Annotated in this window: 22 protein-coding genes and 1 tRNA gene; 17 read left to right on the top strand and 6 right to left on the bottom strand. The window is 62.9% G+C overall.

Annotated features, from left to right (window positions below; genetic code table 11):
* Positions 1-90 precede the first annotated feature (90 nt).
* The 3 genes from D906_RS20575 (at position 91) to D906_RS20565 (ending at position 1,560) form a co-directional block, all read left to right on the top strand.
* On the top strand, positions 91-549 hold the full coding sequence (locus D906_RS20575) for an aminoacyl-tRNA deacylase (protein WP_019099864.1): 459 nt from the start codon (positions 91-93) through the stop codon (positions 547-549).
* A gap of 60 nt (positions 550-609) precedes the next feature.
* Positions 610-852 (top strand): DUF2789 domain-containing protein, encoded by a 243-nt coding sequence (locus D906_RS20570; RefSeq protein ID WP_025754993.1) that lies wholly within the window; start codon positions 610-612, stop codon positions 850-852.
* Positions 853-921: 69 nt separating this feature from the next.
* Positions 922-1,560 carry a hypothetical protein gene (locus D906_RS20565; RefSeq protein ID WP_019099866.1) on the top strand — a complete coding sequence of 213 codons (639 nt, stop codon included), beginning with the start codon at positions 922-924 and terminating at the stop codon, positions 1,558-1,560.
* Between the two features lie 6 nt (positions 1,561-1,566).
* Here D906_RS20565 and D906_RS20560 read toward each other — a convergent pair whose 3' ends face one another.
* From D906_RS20560 to D906_RS20550, 3 genes are all read right to left on the bottom strand, one after another.
* Positions 1,567-2,004, bottom strand: coding sequence for a CBS domain-containing protein (locus tag D906_RS20560; RefSeq protein ID WP_019099867.1), 438 nt, complete (start codon positions 2,002-2,004; stop codon positions 1,567-1,569).
* Positions 2,005-2,236: 232 nt separating this feature from the next.
* Positions 2,237-3,967 carry a dipeptidase gene (locus D906_RS20555; protein WP_025754992.1) on the bottom strand — a complete coding sequence of 577 codons (1,731 nt, stop codon included), beginning with the start codon at positions 3,965-3,967 and terminating at the stop codon, positions 2,237-2,239.
* A 160-nt stretch (positions 3,968-4,127) separates the two neighbouring features.
* A tRNA-Arg gene (locus D906_RS20550) sits at positions 4,128-4,204 on the bottom strand.
* 214 nt (positions 4,205-4,418) lie between these two features.
* On the opposite strand from D906_RS20550, the gene D906_RS20545 reads away from it, so the two are divergent.
* The 8 genes from D906_RS20545 (at position 4,419) to D906_RS20510 (ending at position 11,712) form a co-directional block, all read left to right on the top strand.
* Positions 4,419-5,168 (top strand): GntR family transcriptional regulator, encoded by a 750-nt coding sequence (locus D906_RS20545; RefSeq protein ID WP_019099869.1) that lies wholly within the window; start codon positions 4,419-4,421, stop codon positions 5,166-5,168.
* Positions 5,165-6,889: a fumarate reductase/succinate dehydrogenase flavoprotein subunit gene (locus D906_RS20540; RefSeq protein WP_019099870.1), complete on the top strand. Its 1,725-nt coding sequence runs from the start codon at positions 5,165-5,167 to the stop codon at positions 6,887-6,889. Before D906_RS20545 ends, D906_RS20540 begins: the two co-directional genes overlap by 4 nt.
* Before the next feature lie 159 nt (positions 6,890-7,048).
* A complete protein-coding gene (locus tag D906_RS20535) occupies positions 7,049-7,294 on the top strand; it encodes a ferredoxin family protein (RefSeq protein ID WP_008096634.1) in 246 nt (81 codons plus the stop codon).
* A 119-nt stretch (positions 7,295-7,413) separates the two neighbouring features.
* Positions 7,414-8,820 (top strand): ABC transporter substrate-binding protein, encoded by a 1,407-nt coding sequence (locus D906_RS20530; protein ID WP_027615961.1) that lies wholly within the window; start codon positions 7,414-7,416, stop codon positions 8,818-8,820.
* A 15-nt stretch (positions 8,821-8,835) separates the two neighbouring features.
* A complete protein-coding gene (locus D906_RS20525) occupies positions 8,836-9,618 on the top strand; it encodes an ABC transporter permease (protein ID WP_019099872.1) in 783 nt (260 codons plus the stop codon).
* Positions 9,618-10,469: an ABC transporter ATP-binding protein gene (locus tag D906_RS20520; RefSeq protein ID WP_019099873.1), complete on the top strand. Its 852-nt coding sequence runs from the start codon at positions 9,618-9,620 to the stop codon at positions 10,467-10,469. The genes D906_RS20525 and D906_RS20520 overlap by 1 nt, the downstream gene beginning before the upstream one ends.
* On the top strand, positions 10,466-11,431 hold the full coding sequence (locus D906_RS20515; protein WP_025754989.1) for a HEAT repeat domain-containing protein: 966 nt from the start codon (positions 10,466-10,468) through the stop codon (positions 11,429-11,431). The genes D906_RS20520 and D906_RS20515 overlap by 4 nt, the downstream gene beginning before the upstream one ends.
* Entirely contained in the window at positions 11,431-11,712 is a 282-nt protein-coding gene (locus D906_RS20510; protein WP_025754988.1) for a gamma-butyrobetaine hydroxylase-like domain-containing protein, read from the top strand. Before D906_RS20515 ends, D906_RS20510 begins: the two co-directional genes overlap by 1 nt.
* Before the next feature lie 157 nt (positions 11,713-11,869).
* Here D906_RS20510 and D906_RS20505 read toward each other — a convergent pair whose 3' ends face one another.
* Both D906_RS20505 and D906_RS20500 read right to left on the bottom strand, forming a co-directional pair.
* Positions 11,870-12,733, bottom strand: a complete 864-nt coding sequence (locus tag D906_RS20505; protein WP_050587803.1) for an ABC transporter ATP-binding protein — start codon at positions 12,731-12,733, stop codon at positions 11,870-11,872.
* Positions 12,730-14,319, bottom strand: a complete 1,590-nt coding sequence (locus D906_RS20500) for an ABC transporter permease (protein WP_025754986.1) — start codon at positions 14,317-14,319, stop codon at positions 12,730-12,732. Before D906_RS20500 ends, D906_RS20505 begins: the two co-directional genes overlap by 4 nt.
* Before the next feature lie 297 nt (positions 14,320-14,616).
* Between D906_RS20500 and D906_RS20495 the strand changes: the two genes are divergently transcribed.
* Both D906_RS20495 and D906_RS20490 read left to right on the top strand, forming a co-directional pair.
* Positions 14,617-15,654 (top strand): ABC transporter substrate-binding protein, encoded by a 1,038-nt coding sequence (locus tag D906_RS20495; RefSeq protein ID WP_027615960.1) that lies wholly within the window; start codon positions 14,617-14,619, stop codon positions 15,652-15,654.
* 40 nt (positions 15,655-15,694) lie between these two features.
* Positions 15,695-16,600, top strand: a complete 906-nt coding sequence (locus tag D906_RS20490; RefSeq protein ID WP_019096494.1) for a TauD/TfdA family dioxygenase — start codon at positions 15,695-15,697, stop codon at positions 16,598-16,600.
* 114 nt (positions 16,601-16,714) lie between these two features.
* Here the strand turns inward: D906_RS20490 and D906_RS20480 are convergent, their stop codons facing one another.
* The gene (locus tag D906_RS20480) at positions 16,715-17,629 is read right to left on the bottom strand and encodes a LysR family transcriptional regulator (protein WP_019096493.1); all 915 of its coding nucleotides are present in this window, start codon (positions 17,627-17,629) and stop codon (positions 16,715-16,717) included.
* 192 nt (positions 17,630-17,821) lie between these two features.
* On the opposite strand from D906_RS20480, the gene D906_RS20475 reads away from it, so the two are divergent.
* The 4 genes from D906_RS20475 to gabT all read left to right on the top strand — a co-directional run bounded on the left by D906_RS20475 (position 17,822) and on the right by gabT (position 24,991).
* Positions 17,822-20,158, top strand: coding sequence for a TonB-dependent receptor (locus D906_RS20475; protein ID WP_027615959.1), 2,337 nt, complete (start codon positions 17,822-17,824; stop codon positions 20,156-20,158).
* A 17-nt stretch (positions 20,159-20,175) separates the two neighbouring features.
* Positions 20,176-21,852: an aryl-sulfate sulfotransferase gene (locus D906_RS20470; RefSeq protein WP_027610178.1), complete on the top strand. Its 1,677-nt coding sequence runs from the start codon at positions 20,176-20,178 to the stop codon at positions 21,850-21,852.
* A 236-nt stretch (positions 21,853-22,088) separates the two neighbouring features.
* Complete coding sequence (gabD, locus tag D906_RS20465; RefSeq protein WP_015268576.1) at positions 22,089-23,531, top strand: NADP-dependent succinate-semialdehyde dehydrogenase; 1,443 nt, start codon at positions 22,089-22,091, stop codon at positions 23,529-23,531.
* 182 nt (positions 23,532-23,713) lie between these two features.
* Positions 23,714-24,991, top strand: coding sequence for a 4-aminobutyrate--2-oxoglutarate transaminase (gabT, locus tag D906_RS20460; RefSeq protein WP_019096490.1), 1,278 nt, complete (start codon positions 23,714-23,716; stop codon positions 24,989-24,991).
* The last annotated feature ends 74 nt before the right edge of the window (positions 24,992-25,065 follow it).

The following is a 25,065-nucleotide window of genomic DNA, read 5'->3' as shown; positions in this document are numbered from 1 at the left end:
ACCTCGTTTGCCTCTATTGCACAAGTTTAGCCCTGCCTGCCGCTGTCAGGCCTAAAATTGGAGATTGGGGGGCGAAACCGGAGGTGCATCATGCGTATGGCTAAAACCCTGCAGGTCCGCCTGGACAAGGCCAACTGCGATTACGACATCATTCCCCATCCCCATTCGGCCACCAGTCTGGAGTCGGCCCGGACGGCCGGCGTGCCCGCCGAGCGGGTCGCCAAGTCGGTGATGCTCGATGACCGTCATGGCAACTACATCATGGCCGTGCTACCGGCCAACCGGCACCTGGACATGACCAAGGTACGCATGTCCGGGGCCTGGCAACTCACCCGGGAAAGCGGCTTGCCTAGCCTGTTCAGTGACTGCGAGCGCGGCGCCGTGCCGGCCCTTGGTGATGCCTACCAGATAAAAATGCTGCTTGATTCGAGCCTTACACGTCAGGGTGATGTCTACCTTGAGGCGGGTGATCACGATCACCTGATTCACATGAGCATGGAGCAATACCTGAAGCTGGTGCCGAGCGCCGAAGTGCGTGAACTCAGCTGATGCTCTCAACCCTTGCCGGGCCGACCTCGTCGAGGACCGGTCTGGCGACAAGGAGGAACCATGGACAATCCGATTCATCCTTTCTCTGAAATTTTCAAACAGTTGGGGCTTCCTGATGATCCGGTCGAAATCGATCGCTTCATCACCACCCATTCGCCTTTGGACGAAGACGTGAAGCTGGTTGACGCACCCTTTTGGAACGATGCCCAGCGCGCCTTTCTCAAGGAAAGTTACACCGCCGATGCCGACTGGATTCCCATGATCGATCAACTGAATGAGGCGCTGCATCCGCAAAAAAAATAAAGCGCCGAGCGGCACCTGACGAGTGATTGGCCGTTGCTATGCTCAGGAAAACAATAAGGGGATAGCGCGATGAAAGATCCCTACGCACCAGGCTTCTGGTGCTCCGTGACGATCCTGGGCACCCTGACGGCCAGTTACTTTTACGGCATCAGGCAGACGCAGCAGATGAACCAGGCAGTGCATTTCCTGTACGCCGCTGCCGCAGTCACTGTGGCGGTTGCGCTGGTGGCGCTGACCTGGATTGCCTGGCAGCAGTTGCACCTGAACAAGCGTGAAGTGATTCAGGGGCGAACGTTGCTGACCATCTGGAACACCAAGGTGGCGCTACGCCGCGTCGAAACGGTATTCGACCGCTACTTCTGGGGCAGTTACTGGCATTCGGGGCGTACGTTCGAAGAGGTCATGGGCGAGCTCAAGGGCACGCCGCTGGAGCAGAGCCTGGATGCCCTGAAGCATCAGTGCCGAGCACTGGACCGTGAAATCCATGACCACCATCACCACTGGCTGGCCAACGCCCGCGACCTGTCCAGCGTGGCCCAGGCCATGGCCCGTGAACGCTACCAGCTGGACCTGGGCGAGCCCACCTGCAGTGGCCATGGCAATACAGCCGTGCTCAACCGTGACCTGGAAGTGCTGGTGTACACCTGGTCGGCGCGCCTGCGCAGCTTCGACCATCAGCTGGACGAGCTGGAGCGCGCCTACCATTGAGGCGCTTCATTCGCCGCGGATGTATTGCTCCAGTTGCTGGATCAGGCTGGCCTGTTCGGCGATGGTTTCCTTGACCAGGTCACCGATCGACAGCAGGCCCAGCAGTTCGCCATTGCTGACCACCGGCAGGTGGCGCAGGTGGCGGTCGGTCATCAGGTTCATGCAGTACTCAAGGTTCTGTTTCGGCGCCACGGTAACCACTGGAGCGCTCATGATTTCGCGCACAGGGGTGGCGGCGGACGAGCGGCCCTTCAGTACCAGTTTGCGCGCATAGTCCCGCTCACTGACGATACCCACCACCTGGTTGCCCTCGACCACGGGCAGCGCACCGACGTTTTTCTCCGCCAGCATTTTCAGGGCGTCGAGCACCGAGTCATCCGGGCCGATGGTGTACACGGTCTGGTGCTGGGACTTGGTCTTGAGGATTTGTTCGACGGTCTTCATACGGGCCTCTGCGGGTGAAAAAAGCGCTGTCTCGGAGTAACTAAAGCATCCGGTACGGCGCTCTGCACGGCAATGCAGGAAACGGCATGGAGTCGATTGAAAAACGTCATGGGTGATCGCCTGTTTCGGCCTCTTCGCGGCTGAAGCCGCTCCCACAGGAACTACACCGCCTTCGAGGTCTGTGCGATCCCTGTGGGAGCGGGTTTACCCGCGAAGAGGCCAGTACAGCCAATCAGAGCTTCGGCATCTGCCCAAGCCGCGCGACCATCTCGCTCACGATCTGCAGATCCAGCATGAACTGCTCCACCGTCTTGAACTCGTTGTCGTTGTGCCCGGTGTACTTCACGTCCGGCATGGCCAGGCCGAACTGCACGCCGTTGGGCAGGTCGTGCACCGAGGTTGCGCCGGCCGAGGTGCCGAACTCATGCTTCATGCCCAGGTTCTCGGTGGCCACCGCGAGCAGGGCCTTGACCCATTCGCCTTCGGGGTTGCGGTACATCGGCTCGTCCAGGCTGTAGTCGAAGGCTACCGAGGTGTGGCTTTGGCGGGTCCACTTGCCCAGTTTGTCAGCCAGTTCGTCCTTGATCGTGGCGATTGGCTTGCCCTTCGGAATACGCAGGTTCACCGCCAGTTTCAGGCCATTGTCATCCACCCCGACAAACGTCAGCGAGGCCGTCAGCGGGCCCATGAATGCGTCCTTGAACGCCACGCCGAGTTTGTTGCCCAGGTAGTCCAGGCCCCAGTTGTCGGCAGCATAGCGGGCGGCGTCGGTGAAGTGGTTGTGCTTGAGCGATACCTGCTTGCCCACGCCGTTGATGAAGTCGAGCATACGGGCCACCGGGTTCACCCCGGACTCCGGCTCCGAAGAGTGGGCGGAAACACCGGTCACCGTGAGCAGCACGTTCTTGCCCTCTGCTTTGGCGTCGATGCTGAAGTCGCCGCCATGCTGCTTCACGTACTTGGCACCGGCTTGCTGCAACTGTTTGGCCAGCTGCGTCGGGTTCTCTGAAACCAGGGTCGCTACCGAAGTGGTCGGGATCTGGTTGGTGGCCAGGCCGCCAGTCAGGTTGACGATTTCTGCGCCCTTGCCAGTGGCCGCCCGCTTGCTGAAGCTGGCCATGACCGTGCCGTAGCCTTTCTCGGCGATCACCACCGGGTAGCCGCCGTCGAGGGCCAGGTTGTAGTCAGGGGTGGGGTTGCGTTCGAAGTAGTAGGGGATGGCATCGCCGCTGGTTTCTTCGGTGGTGTCGATCAGCAGCTTGAACTGCCGGGCCAGCGGCAGGTTCTCGTCCTTGGCCACTTTGAGCGCGTACATCGCCACCACGATGCCGTTCTTGTCGTCTTCGGTACCACGGCCGTACATGCGGTCGCCAACCAGGGTGACCTTGAACGGGTCCAGGCGTGTGCCGTCGGCCAGCTTCCAGTTGTCCGGGTTGACCGGCACTACGTCGGCATGGGCGTGGATGCCGATTACTTCCTTGCCGCTGCCGAGCGAAATCTCGTACACCCGGTTGTCGATGTTGCGGAAGGCCAGGCCAAAGCTGTCGGCCAGGGCCTTGATCTTGTCGGCAATCTTGAGGAACTCGGGGTTTTGGTACTGCGGCGTACCCTCGACATTGAAGGTGGGGATGGCCACCAGCTCGCGCAGGGTTTCGGTGGCGGCCTTGCCATACTTGATGCGGGTATACAGGCCGAGCAGGCGGTTGATCTCGTCTTGCTGCTCGGCGGCCAGTGGCTTGCTGGCCAGGTAGGCGTCGAGGGTTGCCTCGAGGTTGTCGGCCTTGGCCAGGTCGCTGCCTTTGAGCTTGCCGAGGAACTGCTTGAAGTCGCTTGGGTTGCTGCCGTCAAAAGCTTTGACGATGGCAGCGGACTGCTGATGGGTGAGGTTGGCCTGGGCCGGCTGGGTGAACAGGCCGATGCTGGCCAGCAGCAGGGTGGTGGCGGTGAGTTTTTTCAGGTGCATGGTTGTGCGCATTCCTTCGCCAATCATTGTTGTGGGTTACCCGTCAGGAAACGGGAAGACGCCCACGCTAACACCAATGACCCGTGGCACGGGAGTGCCAGAAACGCGACATGTCGCACAAACGAAAAAGCCCCGGGCTCATGCCCAGGGCTTTTTGATATGGCGCACTCGGCGGGATTCGAACCCACGACCCCTGCCTTCGGAGGGCAGTACTCTATCCAGCTGAGCTACGAGTGCAACGCGCACGCATGATACCCATCTGTGTCGTTGACGTCCATCGCCTTGATCTGTGGCCTTTTTCCTCTTTTTGCGCAGGCGGCTTTTGTGGGCCACCGGTCTGCGCAAATTCATCTATCCATATGCGATATCAATATTTCCCACAGGGTTCTCATGCCCTCTATCCTCTGGTCACAACTTGTTATAACAAGTCATCGATCAGCGAAGAGACCCCATGGCCCAACTGCTCCCCCTGTCCCCGGTACCGCTCTACACCCAGCTCAAGGAACTGCTGCGCGAGCGCATCCTCGACGGTACTTATCCACCGCACAGCCGCATGCCCTCGGAAAGCGAACTGGGCAAGGCCTTCGACGTCAGCCGCATCACCGTGCGCCAGGCACTGGGCGACCTGCAAAAGGAAGGGCTGATCTTCAAGATCCACGGCAAAGGCACTTTTGTCGCCAAGCCCAAGGCGTTCCAGAACGTCAGTACCTTGCAGGGCCTGGGCGAGTCGATGACGCAAATGGGCTACGAAGTGATCAACCGCCTGCGCAGCTTCCGCCATGTGCCGGCCAACGCATTGGTGGCTGCCCGGCTGCAGGTCGAGGAGGGCAGCCTGGTCACCGAGATCCGCCGGGTGCGCCTGATCAACCGCGAGCCGGTGTCGCTGGAACTGACCTGGCTGCCCAAGGCCGTCGGCGAAAAACTGGAGAAGGCCGACCTGGTCACCCGCGACATCTTCCTGCTGCTGGAAAACGACTGCGGCATCGCCCTTGGCCACGCCGACCTGGCCATCGATGCAGTGCTGGCCGACAGCGACCTGACCCAGGCCCTGGAGGTTGAAGAAGGTTCGCCGATCATGCGCATCGAGCGCCTGACCCATGCTGCCGACGGCACGCCACTGGACTTCGAACACCTGTACTACCGCGGCGATGCCTTCCAGTACCGCCTGCGCATTGATCGCCAGAAAGGGGGCAAGGCATGAGCATCCAGACCCAGGACTACGACATCATCATCATCGGTGGCGGCACGGCCGGGCCGATGGCGGCGATCAAGGCCAAGGAGCAGGACAAGAGCCTGCGCGTGCTGCTGCTGGACAAGGCCAACGTCAAGCGCAGCGGCGCCATCAGCATGGGCATGGACGGCTTGAACAACGCCATCATCCCCGGCCACGCCACCCCCGAGCAGTACACCAAGGAAATCACCGTGGCCAATGACGGTATCGTCAACCAGGCCACCGTGCATGCCTACGCAACCCACAGCTTTGAAACCATCGAGCAGCTTGATCGCTGGGGCGTGAAGTTCGAGAAGGACGAAACCGGCGACTACGCGGTGAAGAAGGTTCACCACATGGGCGCCTACGTGCTGCCCATGCCCGAGGGCCACGACATCAAGAAGGTGCTGTACCGCCAGCTCAAGCGTGCCCGGGTAGAAATCAGCAACCGTATGGTCTGCACCCGTGTGCTGCTTGATGGCGAAGGCGCCGCCGCGGGCGTGCTGGGCTTCGACTGCCGCAGCGGCGAGTTTCGCGTGGTGCGGGCCAAGGCGGTGATCCTTGCCTGCGGCGCCGCCGGGCGCCTGGGCCTGCCGTCGTCGGGATACCTGATGGGCACCTACGAGAACCCGACCAACGCCGGTGACGGCTACGCCATGGCCTACCATGCAGGCGCCGAACTGGCCAACCTCGAGTGCTTCCAGATCAACCCGCTGATCAAGGACTACAACGGCCCGGCCTGTGCCTACGTCACCGGCCCGCTGGGTGGGTATACCGCCAACAGTAAGGGCGAGCGCTTCATCGAGTGCGATTACTGGAGCGGCCAGATGATGTGGGAGTTCCATCAGGAGCTCGAAGGCGGCAATGGCCCGGTGTTCCTCAAGCTCGACCACCTGGCCGAGGAAACCATCCAGAACATCGAAGAGATCCTGCACAGCAACGAGCGCCCCAGCCGTGGCCAGTTCCACGCCGGGCGCGGCACCGACTACCGCCAGCACATGGTCGAGATGCATATCTCCGAGATCGGTTTCTGCTCCGGGCATTCGGCGTCGGGCGTGTGGGTCAATGAAAAGGCCGAGACCAGCGTCAAAGGGCTGTATGCCGCGGGCGACATGGCTGCGGTGCCGCACAACTACATGCTCGGTGCTTTTACCTATGGATGGTTTGCCGGCGTGAACGCCGCGCATTACGTGGCCGGGCGCGAACTCGCCGAGGTCGATGCCGAACAGGTCGAACGCGAGCGCGCGCGGGTGTTTGCCCCGCTGCAGCGTGAGCATGGCCTGCCGCCAGCCCAGGTCGAGTACAAGCTCAGGCGCATGGTCAACGACTACCTGCAGCCGCCAAAGGTGACCAAGAAGATGGAAATCGGCCTGGCGCGCTTTGCCGAGATCGAGCGTGATCTGGAGCAGATGAAGGCCAGCAACCCTCATGAACTGATGCGTGCGATGGAAGTGTCGGTGATTCGCGACTGCGCTGAGATGGCGGCGCGGGCCTCGCTGTTCCGCGAGGAAAGCCGCTGGGGGCTGTACCACCACCGGGTGGACTTCCCTGAGCGCAACGATGGCGAGTGGTATTGCCATTGCCACCTGAAAAAAGGCGAGAACGGTGAAATGACCAGCTTCAAGAAGGCCGTCGAACCCTACCTGATCGCCCTGGATGCAGATGAGCAGACCGCTTACGACCGGTTGCGGGTCAAAGCCGATGCCGCCTAAGCGACACCTCACCTTGTGGGAGCGGGTTTACCCGCGAACACCGGCGAAGCCGGTGCCATCCACCGTGTTGGATTCTTCGCGGGTAAACCCGCTCCCACAGGGAAATGTGCAAGCCTCTAGGTGAAAGGGAGCCAATAAAGGCCCCAAGGACTCCGTGAAATGGCCTACCAGCCGCAAGAAATCTTCTTCCGCAGCAGCGCCCCGGTCACCATCGACGAAGACAAATGCATCGCCGAAAAAGGCTGCACCGTGTGCGTCGAGGTCTGCCCCATGGACCTGCTGGCGATCAACCCGGCCACGCAAAAAGCCTACATGGCTTTCGACGAATGCTGGTACTGCATGCCCTGCGAGAAGGACTGCCCCACCGGCGCAGTGAAGGTCGACATCCCGTACCTGCTGCGCTGATTCATCCCGCCATCCGGCGAACCACCGGACGCCCTCCTGCTGTGCCCCTCGTTTCCCACCACCCAAACCGGGCGGCGGAGACGACGCCAACTCTTATAACGATTCGAGGGGAAACACCCATGCGCCTTGTTGCAACCGTGGCCGGCCTCGCGCTGGCGCTCACTGGCCTGAATGCCAGTGCCGAAACCATCCGCATCGCCATCGGCACCCAGGACACCACCATCAACTGCGCCACCGGTGGCCTGCTGATCCGTGAGCTGGGCCTGCTGGACAAGTACTTGCCGCATGAGGGCAAGTACAAGGACGCCACCTACCAGGTCGAGTGGAAGAACTTCACCAGCGGTGCGCCGCTGACCAACGAAATGGTCGCCGGCAAACTCGACTTCGGCGCCATGGCCGACTTCCCGGGGTCGTTCAACGGCGTTGCCCACCTGGATGCCGGCAAGCGCAGCCTGTCCATCAGTGTGCTGTCGGGCAGCGTGCATGGCAGCGGCAACGGCATCGTCGTGCCTGCCGCGTCCAGCGTGCAGTCGCTGGCTGAACTCAAGGGCAAGACCATTTCCGTGCCGTTCGCCTCCACTGCCCACGGCATGCTGTTGCGCGCCGTCGCCGCCCAGGGCTGGGACCCGCAGAAGGATGTGCGCATCATCGCCCAGGCGCCGGAAATCGCCGGCTCCGCCCTGCGCAGCAACCGCATCGAAGCCCACGCCGACTTCGTGCCGTTCGCCGAGCTGTTCCCCAACCGAGGCTTCGCCCGCAAGATCTATGACGGCGCCCAGGCCAATGCACCGACCTTCCATGGTGCCCTGGTCGATGCCGACTACGCGAAAAAGTACCCCGAGGTGGTCACCGCCTACCTGCGCGCCAGCCTTGAAGCCGACCGCCTGATCGCTGCGCAGCCTGAGAAGTACAGCGAGTTGATCGAGAAGGTCACGGGTATCGAAGCCGAGGTCAATTACCTGTTCCACGGCCCGCTCGGCCTGCAGACCCGCGACTTGACCTGGAAGCCTGAATACCGCCAGGCAGTGGCTACGTCCATCGACACACTCAAGCTGCTGAAAAAGACCGACCGGGGCCTGGACACCGACAAGTTCATCGACGACCAGTACATCCGTGCCGCCTTCAAAGAGGCTGGCCTGGACTACAACAAGGCGCTGAAAGACTACGACCCGCTGCCACTCAAGGCCAATGACGCGCTGACCGGCAAACCGATCACCGACTTCAGCCGCCTGGCGCAAATCTGGGTGCGCGGTGAAGACAAGGTCCGCCACTACGCTTCGCCGGAAGCGGCCCTGGGTGCCCTGGCCCAGCTGGAGCAGGAGGGCAAGGACATCCGCGCCATCTACGCCCAGGCCGCCGACAGCGGCATCAAGCTGCTGGCCAACCAGGCCTGGTTCGTGCGCAACGCCAACGGCGAACTGGCGGCGTTCCTGCTCAAGGACCAGGCCGAGCAGTATGCCAAGGCCCATGGTGGCGAGGCGCTGGACTTCGTCAGCGCCAACCAGAAGCTGGTCGCCCAGCGCTGACCGGGAGGCACCGACATGACCCGCAACCTCAAGCGCTGGCCGGTGCGCCTGGCGTCGCTGCTGGCCTGCCTGCTGTTCTGGCAGGTGGCGGCAAGCGTGAAACTGGACCTCGGCCTGCTGACCTTCACCTATGTCCCCACACCCAAGGCGGTGCTGGACGCTGCCTGGCAGTTGCTGACCTCCAGCACCCTGCTGGCGCACCTGGGCAGCAGCCTGTCGCGGGTGTTTGCCGGTTATGCCACGGCGGCGCTGGTTGGCGTGGCCCTGGGGTTGCTGATCGGCCGCTCGAAATGGGCTGAAGACACCCTGCTGCCGCCGCTGGAAGTGCTGCGGCCGATTCCGGCGGTGGCGTGGATCCCGCTGGCGATCCTGATGTTCCCGTCGTCGGAACTGTCGATGGTGTTCATCACCTTCACCGGCGCGTTTTTCCCCATCCTGCTCAACACCGTGCACGGCGTCGAGGCGGTCGACCCGCGCCTGGTGGCATCGGCACGCAGCCTCGGTGCCGGGCGCTGGGCGATCCTGCGCGAAGTGGTGTTGCCTGGGGCGTTGCCGAGCATCGTCACCGGCCTGGCCATCGGCATGGGGACGTCATGGTTCTGCCTGGTCACCGCCGAGATGATTTCCGGGCAGTTCGGCATCGGCTACTACACCTGGGAGTCCTACACCTTGCAAAACTACCCGGACATCATCGTCGGCATGCTGCTGATCGGCGTGCTGGGCATGGGCAGCAGCGCCCTGGTCAAGCGCCTGGGGGCGCTGGCCACGCCGTGGTACCGCACGCGGAGGGCCAGTTGATGAACAGTTATCAACAGGCGCCGGGGCGTATCGAGGGTCGTGGCCTGTCGATCTGCCTGGGGCACGGCAGCGAAGCGTTCGAGGCAGTGCAGCGCCTGGACTTTGCCGTGGCGCCTGGCGAGTTTGTCTGCATCCTCGGCCCTTCCGGTTGTGGCAAGTCGACGTTGCTCGGCGCCCTGGCCGGGCACCTGGTGCCCAGCAGCGGCCAGCTGAACGTGGACGGCCAGCCCGTTGCCGGGCCGTCACCGCAGCGTGGCATGGTGTTCCAGCACCACACCTTGCTGCCCTGGCGCAGCGTGCTCGACAACGTGGCCTTCGGCCTGAAAATGCAGGGCCTGGGCCGCGCCGAACGTCACCGGCAAGCTCGCGAAATGCTGCAACTGGTGGGATTGGCCGACTTTGCCGGGCGCTGGCCCAACCAGCTGTCCGGCGGTATGCAGCAACGGGCCGAAATTGCCCGGGTGCTGATCAACCGCCCACGGCTCTTGCTGATGGACGAACCCTTCGGCGCACTGGATGCGCAAACCCGTGCACGCATGCAGGAACTGTTGCTGGAGATCTGGGCCAGCATCCGCACCACCGTGGTGTTCGTTACCCACGATATCGACGAAGCGCTGTTCCTCGCCGACCGCATCCTGGTGATGAGCCCGCGCCCCGGCCGCTTCATCGAAGACCTGCGCCTGGACTTTGCGCGCCCCCGCCGCGCCAGCCTGCTGACCAGCCCTGAATTCACTCACCTCAAGCGTCACTGCCTGGCGTTGCTGCGCCACGAGGAAGGCCGCGAACTGCCGCGCCTGACCCCGCTGGGCCTGCCGGACACTGACCACCCACCGCTACGGATCGCGCTATGACTGACCGAACGACCGACAACCCCGATATCCTCGCCCTGTTGCCTCGCCTTGAAGCCACAGACGCTGGCGTGCGACGCATCGCCCTGATCGACCTGGCCGACCTGGAAGACCCGGATGGCTTGCCATGGCTCACCGATGCACTGCTGGTGGACACCGCCGATGAGGTGCGTGCCGAGGCCGCACGCCTGCTGGAGGCCTGGGAAGAACCCGAAGTTGTGCAAGCCCTGTGCGCTGCGCTGGCCGATGCCGCCGAACCGGTACGGCTGGCAGCTGCGCAGAGCCTTAGCGAACTCAAGAGCCTTGAAGCCGGCCAGTTGATCCTGCCATGGGCCAAGCACGCCGATGCCTTTGTCCGCGCCAGTGCCCTGCGAGCCTTGCGCGAGCTGCGCCTGGAGGATGCTGCCGAACCTGCGTTGCTGGCGCTGGCCGATGACGACGCCGCCGTGCGACGTGAGGCCGTGGGCATTCTTGGCTGGCTCAAGCACCAGCCGGCGTTGCTGGCGCTGGCAGCGCTCGCCGAGGCCGAGCCGGACACCGAGGTGCGCCGCGCGGCCATCGGCGCGTTGGGCCTTGCCCGGGACAGCTCGGTGTTGCCAGCGTTGGTGGCAGCATTGACTGACCAGGCCTGGCAAGTGCGCGAGGAAGCCGCCACCACGTTAGGCAAAGTCGGTCAGGACCAGGCAGGCCCGGCGCTGGTGGAGGCCCTTGCCGATGACTTCTGGCAGGTACGCCTGCGGGCAGCGCGTTCACTGGGTCGGTTGCGCTATGCCGCTGCACTGGATGCGCTTGGCGCGTTGCTTGGCCATGGCATTGCCAACCTGCGCAAGGAAGCGGCGCTGGCCCTTGGCGAGCTGGGCCAGGCGCGTGCCTTGCCGGTGCTGCAGGCCGCCGAGGCCGACAGCGACCCTGAGGTGCGCAAGGCGGTGCGGATTGCCCTGGCGCAACTGCGCGGTGCAGCCTGATGAACGCCCCGCAAGCCATTCGCAACCTGCGCGGGCCAGGGCAGCTGGTACTGCAATGGGAAGACGGCGAGCACAGCCTCAGCCATACCCGTTTGCGCGGTGCTTGCCCCTGTTCACAATGCCGTGCGGCGCGGCTGTCGGGCGCGATCAGCCTGGTGCGCGACGATGTGCGCGTGGTACAGATCGAGTCGCAAGGATATGGCGTGCAGTTGGTGTTCAGCGATGGGCATGAGCGCGGGATCTACCCTTGGGCTTACCTGCGCGACCTTGGCAGCCAGTGAAGCTGATCCCTCAGGCTACTGCATCTCCCTGTAGGAGCAGCCTTGTGCTGCGAAGAGGCCGGTAAGGCTAAAGATCATCTTCAGCTGCAATGGCCTCTTCGCAGCACAAGGCTGCTCCTACAGGGCCAGTGTCTGCCCTGAAATTGTCGCCGGTCATTCACAGAGCAATCAGCTCCGGCCGCAGCCCTTCCACCCGTCGCGCCGGCGCTGGCAGGTAGCCGCCATCCCCGGTGATCTGGTGCAGCACTTTTTCGCGCAACCCATGCAGCGCTACACCGCTGCGCAACCGTGGGTGCGGCAGGTCGATCTCGACCACCGACTTGATCCTGCCCGGCCGTGGCTCCAGCACCACCACCCGATCCGCCAGGTACGTCGCCTCTTCGGCATCGTGGGTCACCAGCAAGGTGGTGATACCTGCACGCTCGCGAATGGCCAGCAGCTCGTCCTGCAGTTGCTGGCGGGTCAGCGCATCGAGTGCACCGAACGGCTCGTCCAGCAGCAGAATCCGTGGGCTGGCCACCAACCCACGGGCAATCGCCACGCGTTGGGCCATGCCGCCGGAAAGCTGGTGCGGGTACGCGGTCTCGAAGCCGGCCAGCCCCACCAGCAACACGAACTCATGCACACGGCGGGCACGCTCCCCCTGGGTCAGTTGCTCGTTCACCAGGCCCAAGGCGATGTTCTGTTCCACCGTCAGCCAAGGGAACAGGCGGTGCTCTTGGAACACGATGCCGCGCTCGCCACCGATGCCGCTGACGGTGTGCCCGTCGACGCGGATGCTGCCGCTGTAGTCGGTGTCCAGGCCCACCAGCAAGCGCAGCAAGGTGGACTTGCCACAACCGGATGCGCCGACAATGGCGATGAACTCGCCTTCGTTGATCGACAGGTTGAAGTTGCGGATGGCCTCGAACGGTTGGCCGTCCACGGTGAACACCTTGCCGACCCCTTCGAAGCTGACCAGGGGCGGGGTGGTGTCGGGCTGGTTGGCCGCGTGCAGGTGTGAGGTGTTGAAGGCGTTCATGCGGTTCTCCAGCGCGTGGCGCGCGATTCGAGGCGTTGTCCAAGGTTGCCGAGCAGGGCGCCGACCAGGCCGATCAGGACCATGGCGGCCATTACCTGGTCCATGCGGAACAGTTGCTGGGCGCCGATCATCAGGCTGGCGATGCCGCCGTCCGAAGGCATGAAGTATTCGGCGCCGATGGTGCCCAGCCAGGCGTAGATCAGCGACAGGCGCAGCCCGGCGAAAATCGCCGGGGCCGCACCGGGCAGTACCAGCAGACGCAAGCGTTGCCACAGGTTCAGGCGCAGCGTGCGGGCGGCTTCGCCCAGCTGTGGCGAGAGGCTGGCGATACCCCGCTGAGTAGCGATCAGCAACGGGAAGAACGCGGCCAGGCCTACGAAAACGTGCTTGGCCCCTTCACCCAGGCCGAACCAGGCGGTGAGCAGCGGCACCCAGGCGAACAGCGCCACCTGGCGCAAGGCCGAAAGGCTTGGCCCGAAAAGGCGTTCTGCGTGGTTTGAAAGCCCTAGCAGCAACCCGGTCAGCAGGCCGGCGCCACCCCCCAGCAGCAGGCCGGTGAGGGTGCGTTCCAGGCTCAGCAGCAAGGCCTGCGGCAGCGACCCATCGGCCAAACCGACCAGCAGCGTGCGCAGTACCTCAAGTGGTGAGGTGAGAATGTTCGGGTCAACCCAGCCAAAGCTGCTGCTGGCTTGCCACACTGCCAGCAGTGCCAGTGGCAACAGCAGGCTTTGCCAGCCCCGTGGCACTGGCCCGCGCTGCTGTTCGCCGGTGGCCGGTTGTGGCCAGAACAGCACGTGCTTTTCCAGGATAGAGAAGCCGCGCTCCAGCACGGCACCGACCAGGCCGATCACCAGGATGCACAGCAGCACAAGGTCGAGCATGAACAGCTGCCGACCCCACACCATCAGGTAGCCGATCCCTTCGCTGGAGGCGAGCAACTCGACCGCCAGCAGCGAGGTCCAACCAGTGGCCAGGGCCAAGCGCACGCCGGTGAGAAACGCGGGCAGGGCAGCCGGCAACAGCAGGCGCAGAAACAGCAAGTGCCGGGGCAGGCGCAGGGCCAACGCGGCTTCACGGAGTTTGGGCTGGGCATCGCGTACACCTACCAGCGTGTGCAAGGTGACGGGAACGACCACGGCCTTTACCAGCACCACGAGCTTCAACAACTCGCCGATGCCGAAGAACAGCATGAACAACGGAATCCAGGCCAGCGTAGGAATCTGTGCCAGTGCTACGAAGGTTGGCAGCACCAGTGTCTGTGCCCGCTGCGAAGCGCCCAGCCATACGCCCAGCAGCAAGCCGCTGCCGATACCTACCGCCAGCCCCCAGAACAACCGTTGCAAGCTTATCCACAGGTGCCCCCAAAGCTCGCCGGAGCCAAACTCCACCGCGCTCTGCCACACCAGCGCTGGCGCCGGCAGAATCTGCTCGCTCATCCAGTGCTGCCGGCTGGCCACCACCCACAACACGGCAATCGCCGCAGGCACTAAGTACGCAAGGCCTTTGTAGGAGCGGCCTTGCGCAGCGAATGGGCCGCGCAGCGGCCCTCGAACCCACCCCCGACCCTTGCTCAGAACTCCATTCATAGGCCATCTCTCAAAACGTTGTTATGTTATTCATTACTGGAATAAAAAATTTCCAAATATGACTTTCAAGAGATAAGAGCATGCGCTTCCTGCATACGGAAGCCCCCCGCCGTTGCGTTTTCCTCATATTTTCCATGCACTTTTCGCAAGCCAGTCGCAGGCCCGCATGCCGCCTGATTTATGCCTTCCAGTTACTAAAAAATGAAGTTTTGATCTTTGTAGGTTCTAACCAGACCTGCCTAGCTTCTGGCCAAAGCGCCGGCCATCGCCGGTGGCAGCCTGCCAAGGAGCCTTGCCATGAAAACCCCGTTGCGCCACCTGATTACAGCCCTTGGGCTGGCCATCACCCTCAGCGCCCATGCGACCGAACCAGCCAAGCCTGAAACCATCCGCATCGCCGTACCCGACCTCAGCGCCGGCAGCAAGCCCAGCGCAGGCGGTGTAGTCGATGTATTGCGTGACCAGCAGTTGCTGGAGAAGGAATTCGCCAAGGATGGCATCCGCATCGACTGGCACTTCTTCAAGGGGGCCGGCCCTGTGGTGAACGAGGCGCTGGCCAACGGCCAGGCCGACTTTGCCTACCTGGGTGACCTGGCTGCGATCGTCGGCAAGGCCAATGGCCTGGATACCCGCGTGCTGACGGCGGGCGTGCGGGGGGTCAAGAGCTACCTGGGCGTGGTGCCTGGCTCTGGCATCAAGACCCTGCACGACCTCAAGGGCAAGCGCGTAGCGGTGTTCCGCGGTACAGCCAACCAGCTGTCGTTCGCCAGCGCCCTGGCCAGCCAAGGGCTGACCGAGCGTGAGCTGAAGGTGATCAACCTGGACTTCAACGCCGCCAATGCTGCGCTGGCAGCCAAGCAGATCGACGCCACCTGGGGCCTGTCCAACCTGCTGTCGCTGCGTGAACGCGGGCTGGTCGAGCTGCCGGTCAACTCGCGGGACCTCGAAGGCGCCGGTAGCACCCAGGCAGTGCTGTTGGGCACTGGTGACTTCATCCGCAAGTACCCCGAACTGGTCCAGCGCCTGGTCAACGCCCAGGAGCAGGCCAGTACCTGGTTGCGAGACGAACATAACCGTGACGCCTACATCGATCTGGTGGCCAGCAATGCCAACTGGCCGCGCAGCATCCTCAGCGATGACCTGGCCAAGGAAGACCTTGCCCACTACTTCGACCCACGCCTGGACGCTGACTTCGTCGGCCAGCTGCAGCAGGGCGTAGACCTGGCGGCCAAGGAACGCCTGATCCGCCGTGGCTTCCAGGTAGCCGACTGGATCGAACCGCGTTTCCTCGATGCTGCGCTGAAACAGGAACAGGCCGTGCAGGCCGCCCGCTGAACCTTCAAAAAACCCGACAATGACCGCAAGGACCACGACCATGAGCAATGCCGCCCTGGCCACCGCGCCACAAACCCTCGAACTCGACATTCACCCGGTTGCCGGCCGTATCGGCGCCGAAATCCGCGGTGTGCAACTGTCCGCCGACCTCGATGCCGCCACCATCGAGGCTATCCAGGCTGCACTGGTACAGCACAAGGTGATCTTCTTCCGCGGCCAGACGCACCTGGATGACCAGAGCCAGGAAGGCTTTGCCAAACTGCTCGGCGAGCCGGTCGCCCACCCCACCGTACCGGTGGTGGATGGCACCAGCTACCTGCTGCAACTCGATGGCGCCGAAGGCCAGCGGGCCAACTCCTGGCACACCGACGTGACCTTCGTCGACGCCTACCCCAAGGCCTCGATCCTGCGCAGCGTGGTAGCGCCGGCTTCGGGTGGCGATACCGTCTGGGCCAACACCGCCGCGGCTTATCAGGAACTGCCCGAGCCGCTGCGCGAGCTGGCCGACAAGCTGTGGGCGGTGCACAGCAACGAATACGACTACGCCAGCATCAAGCCCGATGTCGACCCGGCCAAGCTGGAGCGCTACCGCAAGGTGTTCACATCCACCGTTTACGAGACCGAGCACCCGGTAGTGCGTGTGCACCCGATCAGTGGCGAGCGGGCGCTGCAACTGGGGCATTTCGTGAAGCGCATCAAGGGGTATTCGCTGGCGGATTCGCAGCACCTGTTCGCGGTGCTGCAAGGGCATGTGACGCGCCTGGAAAACACCGTGCGCTGGCGCTGGCAGGCGGGGGATGTGGCGATCTGGGATAACCGGGCGACGCAGCACTATGCGGTGGATGACTATGGCACTCAGCCACGGGTAGTGCGCCGGGTGACGTTGGCGGGTGAGGTGCCGGTCGGGGTGGATGGGCAACTCAGCCGCACTACGCGTAAAGGCTGATATCGCCGGGGCCGCTTTGCGGCTCTTTCGCGACACAAGGCCGCTCCTGCAGGCGATCGCATACCCTTGTAGGAGCGGCCTCGTGCCGCGAAACGGGGGCGAAGCCGCCGCCAGCTACACCTCGGTATCACAGGCTATCAACTGCCTGACCAACCCTTGCGCCAACGGCGACAAGCCATAACCCACCCGGCTCACCACACCATAGCGGGTATAGAACGTCTCCTCCTGCTCCGGCGTCAGGTCCGCCAGCTTCAACGCCACCAGTCCCCGTTCCATCTCATACGGCCGCAAATTGGCATTGCAGGCAATGCCGATGGTGTCCGAATGCATCACTACATTCAGCAGCGCATAGCCATGCTCGCACTCTACCGATGGCAGGAAGTCCTGCCGTCCGCTCAGGTCGCTGAGGATTTTGCGGATATTCGGCGGCCTGAAGGTCGTGGCCAGCGGGTAGTCGAACAGGTCACGTGCCTGCACGCTCTCCTGTTCGGTCAGCGGGTGCCCGGCGCGGCAGCAGAAATGCCAGCGTTGCGGGGCCAGCTTGTGCACCTGGTAATCCGGGTCCGACTCGAACTGGCGGGTGTCGGCAACAAAGAACTCGATCTCTTCGGCAACCAGCTTGCGGTTCAGCGCCTGCCAGTTGTCCACCTGGAAGCAGGTGCGCGCCGCCGGGTACTCGGCCACGAAGCGCGCAACCGCCCGTGGCACCAACCCCCCGGCCGGCGCCGGACCGGAGCCGAAGCGCACCACGCCCGTAGTGGCGCCGTTGAACTGGTGGATTTCGTTGACCAGGTTGTGCGCCCCATGCACCAGCCGCCGCGAATGCTCCAGCACCAACAAGCCTTGGCGGGTGGGCGCCAGCTCCTTGCTGGCGCGGTCCACCAGGCGGCAGCCAATGTTGTGCTCCAAGGTCTGGATGCTGCGGCTGAACGCCGATTGTGACAGGTTCACGGCAGCCGCAGCGGCCACGAAACTGCGGTGCTCGACAAGGGCGATGTAGTGGCGCAACTGACGCAGATCGATATGCATTTTCTACATTAAAACCTTCGGTCAAATGCAATTGCTGAAAAGGGTGAGTCCCCTTATAAAGGGTGTTACTTATTCCACTAAATATGAATTACAAATATTTATATCACTTAAAAGAATATAAGCCCGACTGACCGCGATTCGGTTCCGCCAACGGAAATGCTCGCCAGGGCCCATGCCTCAAGGAGCATTTACATGTCCGGACTTTCCCGTTGGCCTGCGCGCGCGTCGCGTTTTACCTTGCAACCCTTGGCCGCTGGCGTGCTGCTGGCGGCGTCTTCTGGCAGCTTCGCCGAAGAACCGGTCAGCGCCAGCCCGGCGGTGGAGCAGGAAGCCAAGCTTGGCACTGTCACGGTCAATGCCCGCCGTCGCGAAGAAACCGCGCAGAGCGTGCCCACGCCGATCAGCGTGCTCGACAGCGAGACCCTGGAAACCCAGCGCATCTACCGCGTGCAGGATCTGCAACAGCTGGTGCCCAGCACCAACGTCGCCTATGTGCATGCTCGCCAGTCGAGCATCTCGATTCGCGGCCTGGGCAACAACCCGGCCAGCGATGGTTTGGAGGGCAGCGTCGGCATCTATCTGGATAACGTCTACCTCGGTCGCCCCGGCATGGCGGTGTTCGACCTGCTGGACGTGGAGCAACTGGAGGTGCTGCGCGGCCCGCAGGGCACGCTGTTCGGCAAGAACACCACCGCCGGGGTGCTGAACATCACCACGCGCAAGCCCACCTTCCACCGCGAGGGCAGCATCCAGCAGTCGATTGGCGAAGACGGCTACCTGCAAACGCAAGGCAGCTTCTCGGGGCCGATCAGCGAGACCTTGGCCGGGCGTATCAGTGCCTACCGCACCGAAGATGATGGCTATGTGAAGAACATCCACAACGGCGACGACCTCAACGGAGGCAAGCGCCAGGGCTTTCGTACGCAGTTGCTGTTCAAGCCCAGCGACACCTTCAACCTGCGCTGGATCGGCGAGTACAACGAAGAAGACTCCAACAACGGCATCCTCAGCCTGTTCAGCACCGGCCCCACCATTAATGGCGTCAACCGCTACGAAAGCCTGGCCGCCCAGGCGGGCGCGACACTGGTGTCGGGCAAGGACCGCAAGGTCAATTTCGACGCCGACCAGCAAGTAACGGTGTTCCAGGGCGGCACCTCGGTGGAGGCCAACTGGACGTTGCCCAACGATTTCACCCTGACTTCGATCACCGCCTACCGCTGGTGGGACTTCACCCCGCGCAACGACGATGGCCTGAACGTGCCGGTGTTCTACAGCGCCGGGGTATCGGTGCGCGACAAGCAGTACTCGCAGGAAATCCGCCTGGCTTCGCCCACCGGTGGCGCCTTCGACTATGTGCTGGGGGCGTACTACTTCAAGCAGGACCTGGACAACAAGTCCTTCACTTATTACGGGCCGCAGGCGGATGTCTGGAACCTGACCCCCGCCGGTGCCTTGAACAATGTCGATACCATCGGCAACGGCCACATCGACACCGACAGCTACGCGCTGTTCGCCCAAGGCACCTGGCATGTCACCGATCGTCTGGATTTCACTGTCGGCATTCGCGGTACCTATGAGGAGAAGAGCGCTTGGGTAACCCGCGATGCACCAAGCGGCGGTGCGGCTGTAACGGGTGCTGCTGCAGCGGCGCGGCAGGCCCGGATAGGGGCCTACGACTCGGGTGACCTCAACCAGTACAGCTTCAGCCCCTCCGGCCTGCTGGGCCTGAGCTACCGCTTCAACGAGCAGTTGCTGGGCTACGCCACCCTGACCCACGGCGAGAAGTCGGGCGGCGTCAACCTTACCGTCGGTGCTGCGCCACGGTTGGGTACCGATTCGCTGCTGGTGGGCACCGAGCGGGTCAACAACGCCGAACTGGGTTTGAAAAGCACCCTGTTCGACGGTCGGCTGCAACTTAACAGCAACCTGTTCTGGGCCGAAGTACATGGCTACCAGGCCAACGTCTACGACCAGATCAACCGCGTGCAATACCTGGCCAACGCCGGCCGCGTGCGGTCGCGCGGGCTGGAGTTCGAGGCCACGGCGCTGCCGATCCGCGGGCTTACCGTCAACTTCAACGGCTCGTGGAACGATGTGCGCTACACCGAGTACAAGGACGCCCCGTGCCCACCTGAGGTGAGCCTGGCCAATGCCACCGCCACCTGCGACCTGTCCGGCCACCAGGTGGTCGGTGCCTCCAAGTACATCGCCAACCTCAACACCCAATACAAATGGCAGGCCACCGAGCACGTAGAACCCTACGTCACTGCCAGCTATGCCTTCCGCTCGAAGGCGGTGGGCACCATCGACGATTCCGATTTCGGCCAGATCCCCAGCTACGCGCTGGTCAACCTTTCAGCCGGTGTGCGCCTGGACCAGGGCGACGGCGTGGTCGACCTGTCGCTGTGGGTGAAAAACGCCGGCGACAAAACCTATTTCACCAGCCTGTGGAACTCCGCCAACGGTGGCTATGCCGGTGTACTCGGCACCCCGCGCACCTTCGGCGCAACTGCCCGTTACGACTTCTGAGCACAAGGAGCTTTGCCATGAATGCCAAGACTGAAACCCCTGCATTGCCTGAGGGCGCCTGCCTGACCGCGAAAGTGCCGGAACGCGACGAAACGCTGCTCGGTGACGTGGTGGTCAACCCCTACCGGCTGGCACCGCTGACCGCGATTATCCGCGACGGTGGGCGCAGCCTGAGTGACGCGCATGTGCGCGTGCTGGGGCGCGGCGAGCGCGGGGTGGACATCGTCTATGACGTGTCTGATCGCTCATTGTGGACCTACGGCGGCATCCCGGTGTTTGGCCTGTACCCGGACCACGTCAACCAGGTGGAAGTGACCTACAAGCTGGACGGCGAGCGCATTCGCCAGCAGTACCAGATCTACGCCCCGGCCGTGCGCCTGCCGGTGGTGGCGAAGCAGACCGCCGCGTTGCCGGAAGTGGAGCCGATCAAGGTGGCGTCGGGTTTTGAAAAGCGCCTTTACCTCTTCAACCACTTGCAGGGTGACATACCGGGTGGCCGTGCCTTCAAGTGGAACGCCCTGGGCGGTGCGGCGGAGTGGGACCAGGTGGGCAACAACTGGATCGCCGACAGCAACGGCGATGTGCGCTGGTATCTGGACATCGAGCAGATCCACGATTCCAACCGCCGCGATGGCCTGGGCGGCACTATGGGTTTCCAGCAGACCCGCGATGGCAAGCTGATCTGGGGCCAGGGCCAGACCTATTCCAAGTACGACCTGCTGGGGCGGCGTATCTGGCAGCGCACGCTGCCCGACAAGTTCGCCGATTTCTCCCATGAAATCCGCGAGACCACCAACGGTACTTACCTGCTGCGGGTGGGTACCAGCGACTATCGCCGCCCGGACGGTAAGCGCGTACGTTCGATCCGTGACCACATCATCGAGGTTAACGAGGCCGGGGATGTGCTGGACTTCTGGGACCTCAACCAGATCCTCGATCCGTATCGAGGCGACTTGCTGGAAACCTTGGGCAAGGCCGCCATTCAGTTGCCGGAAGGGGTGCAGAAGCAAGACGAGCGGCTGGCAAATGAACTGGCCGAAGGTGATTTGCCCTTTGGTGACACCCCCGGCGTGGGCACCGGGCGCAACTGGGCGCACGTCAATGCCATCGACTACGACGCCGATGACGACAGCATCATCGTTTCAGCACGGCACCAGGGCGTGGCGAAGATCGGCCGCGACAAGCAGGTGAAATGGATCCTTGCCTCGCCCCAAGGCTGGCCGCGGCATCTGCGTGAGAAGGTACTGAAACCGGTCGAAAGCGAAGGTTTCGACTGGTCGTGGACCCAGCACACGGCCTGGCTGACCGGCAAGGGTACGCTGACCGTGTTCGACAACGGCTGGGGCCGTGACTTTGCACCGACCAAGCTGAGCGGCAACTACAGCCGGGCAGTGGAATACCGCATCGACGAGACCAAGGGCACGGTCGAGCAGGTGTGGGAGTACGGCAAGGAGCGCGGTGACGAGTGGTACAGCCCGGTCACTTCGGTGGTGGCTTACCGGCCGGAGACCGATACCCAGTTCATCTACTCGGCATCGGTAAACTTCCTGACGCCGGACAAGTTGACCACGACCGTGCTCAACGAAGTGCGGCGAGGGACCCAGGAGGTGCTGGTGGAGTTGAAGGTGCACAGCCGTCAGCCGGGCAGTGTCGGCTACCGGGCACTGGTGATCGACCTGGCCAAGGCCTTCTGATTCATCCCTGCCGGGAGGGCCGTCGGTCCTCCCTTCACATTTTCTTCAGCGTGTTGGTCTACCCTGTACCGGCCATTTTGCGGGCAATTTCGGATAGGGTGTTCAACCATTCGTTCTTTTTTTCGAACAGCCTATTGTCCAACACCCCAGCAGCCGCTTAGCATTCGTTTGAGATTTCAAACGCTCGATGCCCTGCCTTGGGCGCTTTTCAACAATCAACAATTCGGGAAGCCGACATGCAGCTCAAAGACGCTCAGTTGTTCCGCCAGCAAGCCTACATCAATGGTGAGTGGCTGGATGCGGACAACGGCCAGACCATCAAGGTGACCAACCCGGCCACCGGTGAAGTCATCGGTACCGTGCCGAAGATGGGCACCGCGGAAACCCGCCGCGCCATCGAAGCCGCCGACAAGGCCCTGCCGGCCTGGCGTGCCCTGACCGCCAAAGAGCGTTCGGCCAAGCTGCGTCGCTGGTTCGAACTGATGATCGAGAACCAGGACGACCTGGCTCGCCTGATGACCACCGAACAAGGCAAGCCACTGGCCGAAGCCAAGGGCGAAATCGCCTACGCCGCCTCGTTCATCGAGTGGTTTGCCGAAGAAGCCAAGCGCGTCTACGGTGACACCATCCCTGGCCACCAGCCAGACAAGCGTCTGATCGTCATCAAGCAGCCAATCGGCGTTACCGCGGCCATCACCCCGTGGAACTTCCCGGCCGCCATGATCACCCGTAAAGCCGGCCCGGCCCTGGCCGCTGGCTGCACCATGGTGCTCAAGCCTGCCTCGCAAACCCCATACTCGGCACTGGCTCTGGTCGAGCTGGCGCACCGTGCCGGTATCCCGGCTGGCGTGCTGAGCGTCGTCACCGGTAGCGCTGGCGAAGTGGGTGGCGAGCTGACCGGTAACTCCCTGGTACGCAAGCTGTCCTTCACCGGCTCGACCGAAATCGGTCGCCAGCTGATGGAAGAATGCGCCAAGGACATCAAGAAGGTTTCCCTGGAGCTGGGTGGCAACGCCCCGTTCATCGTGTTCGACGACGCCGACCTGGACAAGGCGGTCGAGGGCGCGATCATTTCCAAGTACCGTAACAACGGCCAGACCTGCGTCTGCGCCAACCGTATCTACGTGCAGGACGGCGTCTACGACGCGTTCGCCCAGAAGCTGGCCGCCGCTGTCGCCAAGCTGAAGATCGGTAACGGCCTGGAAGAAGGCACCACCACTGGCCCGCTGATCGACGGTAAAGCTGTCGCCAAGGTTCAGGAGCACATCGAAGACGCCGTTGGCAAAGGCGCCAAGGTGCTGTCCGGTGGCAAGATCATCGAAGGCAACTTCTTCGAGCCGACCATCCTGGTTGACGTACCGAAGACCGCTGCCGTCGCCAAGGAAGAGACCTTCGGCCCACTGGCGCCGCTGTTCCGCTTCAAAGACGAAGCCGAAGTCATCGCCATGTCCAACGACACCGAGTTCGGCCTGGCTTCGTACTTCTACGCCCGCGACATGAGCCGTGTGTTCCGTGTTGCCGAAGCCCTGGAATACGGCATGGTGGGTATCAACACCGGCCTGATCTCCAACGAAGTCGCGCCATTCGGCGGCATCAAGGCTTCGGGCCTGGGCCGCGAAGGTTCCAAGTACGGTATCGAGGACTACCTCGAAATCAAATACCTGTGCATCAGCGTCTGATAGCACGGTAAAGGCTTTACCTCTGCCAGCGGGGCGCGAGAGCGACGTCTCGCTGGCCTTTTTTACATCGCAGTACCTGGTGGCCAGGGCGTTTGCGGCAGTCGATCAACGAATACTGTTCGCGAGCACTCCCAGCCACCCCCGAATAAAAGCGCCATTCCTGTCGGCGCAATGAGGGCATTATGAGCAAGACCAACGAATCCTTGATGCAACGTCGTGTAGCTGCCGTCCCACGTGGCGTCGGTCAAATTCACCCGATCTTCGTCGACACCGCGAAGAACTCGACCGTGATCGACGTTGAAGGCCGCGAACTGATCGACTTCGCCGGCGGCATCGCAGTACTGAACACCGGCCACCTGCACCCGAAAGTGGTTGCAGCCGTGCAAGATCAGCTGACCAAAGTCAGCCACACCTGCTTCCAGGTGCTGGCCTACGAACCCTACGTAGAGCTGTGCGAAAAGATCAACAAGCTGGTACCAGGCGACTTCGACAAGAAGACCCTGCTGGTCACCACCGGCTCCGAAGCCGTTGAAAACGCCGTAAAAATCGCCCGTGCTGCCACTGGCCGCGCTGGTGTCATCGCCTTCACCGGCGGCTACCACGGCCGTACCATGATGACCCTGGGCCTGACCGGCAAGGTCGTGCCGTACTCCGCTGGCATGGGCCTGATGCCAGGCGGCATCTTCCGCGCCCTGTTCCCGAGCGAACTGCACGGTATCAGCGTTGACGACGCCATCGCCTCGGTCGAGCGCATCTTCAAGAACGATGCCGAGCCACGCGACATCGCCGCGATCATCCTCGAGCCAGTACAAGGCGAAGGCGGCTTCCTGCCAGCGCCGAAAGAGCTGATGAAGCGCCTGCGCGAACTGTGCGACAAGCACGGTATCCTGCTGATCGCCGACGAAGTACAGACCGGCGCTGGCCGTACTGGTACCTTCTTCGCCATGGAACAGATGGGCGTTGCGCCTGACCTGACCACCTTCGCCAAGTCCATCGCTGGCGGCTTCCCGCTGGCCGGTGTGTGCGGCAAGGCCGAGTACATGGACGCCATCGCGCCAGGCGGCCTGGGCGGCACCTACGCCGGTTCGCCGATCGCTTGCGCCGCGGCCCTGGCCGTGATCGAAGTGTTCGAAGAAGAGAAACTGCTGGACCGCAGCAAGGCTGTGGGTGAGCGCCTGACCACTGGCCTGCGCGAAATCCAGAAGAAGTTCCCGATCATCGGCGACGTCCGTGGTCTGGGCTCGATGATTGCTGTCGAAGTCTTCGAGAAAGGCACTCACACCCCGGACGCTGCTGCTGTTGGCCAGGTTGTTGCCAAGGCACGCGACAAGGGTCTGATCCTGCTGTCCTGCGGCACCTACGGCAACGTCCTGCGTATCCTGGTACCGCTGACTGCTGAAGACGCCCTGCTGGACAAAGGCCTGGCCATCATCGAAGAGTGCTTCGCTGAACTCGCATGATGTGACGCGCTTCAGAAAAAACCCGCCTCGGCGGGTTTTTTTTGTGCCCAGAAAAGCCCTGGGGCGCTATCGTT

The organism is Pseudomonas sp. LAIL14HWK12:I1 (assembly GCF_003202095.1).
GTDB lineage: Bacteria > Pseudomonadota > Gammaproteobacteria > Pseudomonadales > Pseudomonadaceae > Aquipseudomonas > Aquipseudomonas monteilii.
This window is presented reverse-complemented; position numbering and strand designations above follow the sequence as displayed.